This window comes from Phenylobacterium sp., assembly GCF_046463815.1.
Taxonomy (GTDB): Bacteria; Pseudomonadota; Alphaproteobacteria; order Caulobacterales; family Caulobacteraceae; genus Phenylobacterium.
Genome location: NZ_JBKBRO010000041.1, coordinates 1 through 5567 on the forward strand (window position 1 = coordinate 1; position 5567 = coordinate 5567).

Sequence of the window (5567 nt, forward strand, 5' to 3'; positions counted from 1 at the left end):
CGCCCGGCGAGCGGTGCATCTGGGAGACGATGACGCGCTGGGTCCCGTTGACGATGAAGGTGCCCTTCTCCGTCATGAGCGGGATGTCGCCCATGTAGACGTCCTGCTCCTTGATGTCCTTCACGGAGCGGGCGCCGGTCTCTTCGTCCGTTTCGAAGACGATCAGGCGCAGCTTCACCTTCAGGGGCGCGGCATAGGTCATGTCGCGCTGGACGCATTCCTCGACGTCGTACTTCGGCTCCTCGAACTCGTAGGAGACGTACTCGAGCACGGCGCGCTCGTTGAAGTCCTTGATCGGGAAGACGGACTTGAAGACCGCCTCGATCCCCTCGTCCCGGCGCTCGCCCGGACGGACCTCGCGCTGCAGGAACTGTTCGTAGGAGGAGCGCTGAACCTCGATGAGGTTCGGCATCTGCACGGCTTCGGGAATGCGGCCGAAAGACTTCCGGATCCGCTTCTTACCGGTGAAGGACTGCGCCATTGTGATCCCTTGAGGACGCCAGGCACGGACTCCCGGCGTCGAGTGTCTTCATCCTGCGTCCACCCTCGGCTCTCCCGCGGAGCGGGAGCCGGACGCTGGAAAGCCCCTGTATCGTCAGGGGCGCCCCTTCGCATGGTCGGAGGGCGGCGGACCATGCCTCGGAGCTGCACGCGCGAAAAACCGCGTCTCTCGGAGAACGGGAATCGGGAGCTGTTCGCGAACGGGCGCAAATAAGCCCTTTCGCGCCACTTGAAAAGCCCCCCGGACACGAAAAGCGCACACGAAGGCGGATGGCGCCGGGTGCAGGCCCGGCGCCGTCCTCGTCCAGCCCGGGCGTATCCCGGGCCGCGCCGGTTTCCGGTTCGTATGCGCCTACTCCAGCCGGGGGAGCGCCGGGTAAGTTCCCGCCCCCTATTCCGCCGGAAGCGGGTGGGCCGCCCTGACCCCGAACGGCCGCCAGGCCTTGGCGGCGTAGCGGGCGTGGTACTCGGGGTGCTCGGTGCCGCACCACCGGTCCCACCAGGTGAACCAGGCCGCGTAGTTCCAGCCCGCCTGGGCGTGGTGCATGTCGTGGTGGGTGGTGGTGACGATGAAGTCCAGCATCGGCCGCCCGTCGCGGCGGGCGGGCATCAGCTCGTAGCCCGAGTGCAGCAGGGTGTTGGTGACGATCTGGTACAGCATCACCCACTGCATGGCGTTCGAGGGCATCGGGAAGACCCAGGGCCAGACCACCACGAAGCCGATCAGCGTCAGGGCCTCGGGGATGTCGAAGCTGTAGGCCGTGAAGGGCGACGGGTTGTTGCTGCGGTGGTGGCGGCGGTGGAAGCGCCGGAACAGCCGCGGGTCGTGCATGAGCCGGTGGCTCCAGTAGAACCAGGCGTCCAGCCCGACTATCCCAGCCACAAGGGAAAAGGCGAACCACGTCGGGCCCCAGCCGTCGGCGATCCGGGCCAGGGGATAGAGCCCGGCCCGGTACAGATAGGCCAGGCCCACGCCGACCGTGGCGAAGACGATCATCGAGCGCAGCGAGAACAGGAGCTCGGTCAGGAGCTGGCGGGGCGGCGGGGTCTCAGGGCGAATCTTGCGGGCGCCGAGCAGCGGCCGGAACAGGACCCACAGGACGAGCCACACGCCCACGGTGAAGATCGCGTAACGGGTCAGGGTGGGCTCCAGCTCGCGCAGCCAGATGCTCCACGCATCGAGGATCATGGGGGGCACGGGACACCTCCTTGTTGGATGAACCGAGCCTGGCGGCGTCCCCGCTCAGCCGTCTCGCCGCGGCTGGAAAACCCTCGCCGATTTCGAAATCAGGCCGTTTCGCTCGGATTCGGCGAGGCGCCGTTCAGCGCCTGGCGGCGCCATTCCGTCGGCGTGGCGCCGGTCGCGGCCCGGAACGCGCGGTTGAACGGGCCCAGCGATCCGTAGCCCAGGTCGAAGGCGATGACCGCCACGGTGGTGCGCGCCTCCGCCGGATCGGCCAGACGCCGCTTGGCGGCCTCGATCCGGTGGCCGTTCACGAAGTCGGCGAAGTTGCGATGGCCGAGGCGCTGGTTGATGAGCCGCCGCAGGCGATGCTCCGGCACGTCCAGTTCGCGGGCGAGGTCGCCGATGGTCAGGCCCTCGCGCCGCCACTCCTCCGCCGCCATCAGAGCGTCCAGCCGGGCCAGGAGCTGCCGGTCCGCGGCCTCCGCGCGGGCGTCCGGCGCGGCCGCGGGCTTTCGCGCGGCCCCGAAGACGGCGGGATCGGGACGCAGCATCAGGACGGCGAGCGCCAGGCTGAGCAGCGCCATGATCAGACCGCCGTAGGTCCGCCCCACCGCCAGTTGCAGCCAGGCGGGATCGTGGGTCAGGCGGAAGGTGAAGGCGACGCCGACCTCCAGCAGGACGAACAGGCAGGCCAGGCTGAGGAGAAGGGCGCGGAAGCGGCGGCGGCCCTCGACGAGGTCGCCGGACCAGCCGCGCAGGACGACGCTGCCTGCGTGCAGCGCGAGGAGCGCCGAGGCCAGGTTGCGGGCCGCCCAGACAAGGTCCGAGCCGGGTTGCGGCAGGTTCCCCATCGCCAATCCCGAGGCGAGCATGATCACGGCCGGCGCGAGAGTGAGGGCGTTGACCTTCATGTCCGCGAACACCGCCAGCACGAAGAGCCAGAACACTCCCGCCACGCCGCAGGCGACGAGAAAGACCGGATAGGGTTCGCCGAAGGCCACCCACAGCGGCCTGGACTCGTTCACCAGCCAGCCGACGACGGCCAGCGCGAACAGCGCGCCCGCCAAGCGGACGTCGCGGCTGAGCCGGCTCCGCAGCAAGGCCACCGCCGTGATCAGCGTGAAGCCGCCGGCCACGCCGTGCACGAAGGCGCTGATCAGGTCCGAGGACTCGCTCATCCGCCGACCTTAGCAGCAAAGAAAAAGGGCCGGGATCGCTCCCGGCCCTCGATCTTTGAAGAGCGTCGGTCCGACGCGCCCAGACTACTTGATCTGGACGGTGGCGCCGGCTTCTTCCAGCTTCTTCTTGATCTCTTCCGCTTCCTGCTTGGAAACGTTTTCCTTCACGTTCTGCGGAGCGCCTTCGACGAGGTCCTTGGCTTCCTTCAGGCCGAGGTCCGGACGGACGGCGCGGACTTCCTTGATCACGTTGATCTTCTTGTCGCCGCCGTTGGCGAGGACGACCGTGAACTCGGTTTGCTCTTCGCCAGCCGCAGCGGCTTCGCCGCCGGCGGCGGCCGGAGCGGCGGCCACGGCCACCGGAGCGGCGGCCGAAACGCCCCACTTCTCTTCGAGCATCTTGGACAGCTCAGCGGCTTCCAGGACGGTCAGGGCGGACAGGTCTTCGACCAGCTTTTCGAGGTTAGCAGCCATTGGATTGGATCCTTAAAGGTAGAGGTTGTCGGGGAAGATGACGATCTTAGGCGGCGTCCTTGGCGGCATACGCCCCCATGACGCGCGCGAGCTGACCGGCCGGCGCCTGCAGCACGCCGGCGATCTTGGTCGCGGGCGCCTGGATGAGGCCGATGATCTTGCCGCGGAGCTGGTCCAGGGACGGCAGGGTCGCGAGCGCGCTCACACCCTTCTGGTCCAGGACCTGTTGGCCCATCAGGCCGCCAATGACGGTGAACTTGTCGTTGTCCTTGGCGTACTGGGTCGCGACCTTGGCGGCGGAGACGGGGTCCGGCGCGAAGGCGATCGCGACGGGGCCCTTGAAGAGGGCGTCGCCCGCTTCGCCGACGGAACCGTCCAGAGCCTTCTGGGCCAGGGTGTTCTTCACCACCTTGAGCTGGGCGCCCTGCTCACGCAGCTTGCCCCGCAGATCGGTCATTTCCGCAACGGTCAGACCCATGTAGTGGGTCACGACCACGGCGCCGGAGTCAGCGAAGACGCCCTTGAGCGTCTCGATGGCTTCCTGCTTTTGAGCGCGGTCCATTGCGGTCTCCATACTCAGGTTCGACGGCCGCGGGAGTGCGGTCGCCGGGCAACGCCTGTCCTGGAAGAGAAGCCGCAGCTTCGCGCCCATCCGGATCGGAGGGCGAACGAAACCTCATCTTCCCGTCTCCCTGCGACCGAGGAAGGGCTCTTCCCCGCGTTACGGTCGCCGGCGGCCCCGGCGGCTGCGCAGTTCTCGGACAGGACGGAAGAGCCCAAGGGCCCCTCCTTCCTCGCCTCTCCCTTGCGGGATCGACGAAGCGCGGGCCTTTACACGAATGTGGCGGGAGACTCAACCCGCCGCCAGGAACGCCTCCAGCCGCACCGCCTTCGCCAGGTCCTTGGGCCGGCCGAAGGACCTGAGGATGCGGAGCTGTTCGACCGGGGTCGGGACACGGACCTCGACGCCCGCGAAGGCGCGGCGCTCCACCGCCCTTGCCTCCACCGCCGTCCAGCCCGCGGCGGTCCGCAGCCTGAGATCGCCCATCACCTCCACCGCGCCCTCGGGCATGCGGTAGCGGGAGAAGCGCGAGCGGAAGGCGGCCGCCGGATCGGGCGCATAGTCCGCCTCGCGCCAGGCCGCCCAGCGGGCCTCCAGCGCGGCCGCACCCGCCTCGGTCGTCAGGATGTCGAGGTCGGGGCAGTCCTCCACCGGCAGGCCCGCGACCAGCAGGGCCGCGCTGCCGATGATCGTCCAGGGCTCCCGAAGACCGGCGAGGTCGGGGGCCAGGCCCTGGATCAGACGGCGGAGGTGGTCGGGACCCATGGCCCATTAGCGCATGGGCGGGCCAAAGAAAAAGGGAGCGGCGTTTCCGCCGCTCCCCCGATCTTCAGCCTTGCGGAACGCCTCAGACGCCCAGCGAGGCCACGTCGATCTTGAAGCCAGGGCCCATCGTCGACGACAGGCTGACCTTCTTCACATAGGTGCCCTTGGCGCCCGACGGCTTGGCCTTGTTGAGCGCGTCCACCAGGGCCTTCACGTTGGCCGTGAGCTGGTCCTCGGTGAACGAGGCCTTGCCGATGCCGGCGTGCACGATGCCCGCCTTCTCGACGCGGAACTCGATCGAGCCGCCCTTGGCGTCCTTCACGGCCTGGCCGACGTTCGGCGTCACGGTGCCGACGCGCGGGTTCGGCATCAGGCCGCGCGGGCCCAGCACCTTACCCAGGCGGCCCACCAGGGCCATCATGTCGGGCGTGGCGATCACCCGGTCGAAGTCCATGAAGCCGCCCTGGATGCGCTCCACCAGGTCTTCGGCGCCGACGACTTCGGCCCCGGCGGCCTTGGCCTCCTCGGCCTTGGCGTCCTTGGCGATGACGGCGACGCGGACGTCGCGGCCCGTGCCCGACGGCAGGGCGACCACGCCGCGGACCTGCTGGTCGGCGTGACGCGGGTCGACGCCCAGGTTCACGGCGATCTCGATGGTCTCGTCGAACTTGGCGTTGGCGTTGGCCTTCACCAGCTTGACGGCTTCGTCGAGGGCGTGGGTGGCGGCGACGTCGCCGGTCCACTTCTGCATGCGCTTCGGTTGCTTAGCCATCGCTTAGGCCTCCACGATCTGAAGGCCCATCGAGCGGGCGGAGCCCTCGATGATGCGGGCGGCGGCCTCGACGTCGTTGGCGTTGAGGTCCTTCATCTTCTTCTCGGCGATCTCGCGCAGCTGGGTGCG

Annotated in this window: 6 protein-coding genes and 2 pseudogenes; all 8 read right to left on the reverse strand. The window is 68.7% G+C overall.

Translation table 11 applies throughout. From position 1 onward, the window contains the following. A pseudogene (locus tag ACK4TT_RS18060) lies at positions 1 to 481 on the reverse strand (DNA-directed RNA polymerase subunit beta); the annotation flags it as partial. 411 nt (positions 482 to 892) lie between these two features. Continuing rightward, on the reverse strand, positions 893 to 1690 hold the full coding sequence (locus ACK4TT_RS18065) for a sterol desaturase family protein (protein ID WP_410213617.1): 798 nt from the start codon (positions 1688 to 1690) through the stop codon (positions 893 to 895). A 98-nt stretch (positions 1691 to 1788) separates the two neighbouring features. Beyond that, complete coding sequence (locus ACK4TT_RS18070) at positions 1789 to 2865, reverse strand: helix-turn-helix domain-containing protein (protein WP_410213612.1); 1077 nt, start codon at positions 2863 to 2865, stop codon at positions 1789 to 1791. Positions 2866 to 2949: 84 nt separating this feature from the next. Further along, positions 2950 to 3339, reverse strand: coding sequence for a 50S ribosomal protein L7/L12 (gene rplL, locus ACK4TT_RS18075; protein WP_410213613.1), 390 nt, complete (start codon positions 3337 to 3339; stop codon positions 2950 to 2952). Between the two features lie 46 nt (positions 3340 to 3385). Beyond that, positions 3386 to 3901 (reverse strand): 50S ribosomal protein L10, encoded by a 516-nt coding sequence (gene rplJ / locus ACK4TT_RS18080; RefSeq protein WP_410213614.1) that lies wholly within the window; start codon positions 3899 to 3901, stop codon positions 3386 to 3388. A gap of 291 nt (positions 3902 to 4192) precedes the next feature. After that, complete coding sequence (locus ACK4TT_RS18085) at positions 4193 to 4666, reverse strand: hypothetical protein (protein WP_410213615.1); 474 nt, start codon at positions 4664 to 4666, stop codon at positions 4193 to 4195. 82 nt (positions 4667 to 4748) lie between these two features. Then, positions 4749 to 5438, reverse strand: coding sequence for a 50S ribosomal protein L1 (rplA, locus tag ACK4TT_RS18090; RefSeq protein WP_410213616.1), 690 nt, complete (start codon positions 5436 to 5438; stop codon positions 4749 to 4751). 3 nt (positions 5439 to 5441) lie between these two features. After that, positions 5442 to 5567: pseudogene (gene rplK / locus ACK4TT_RS18095) on the reverse strand (50S ribosomal protein L11); the annotation flags it as partial.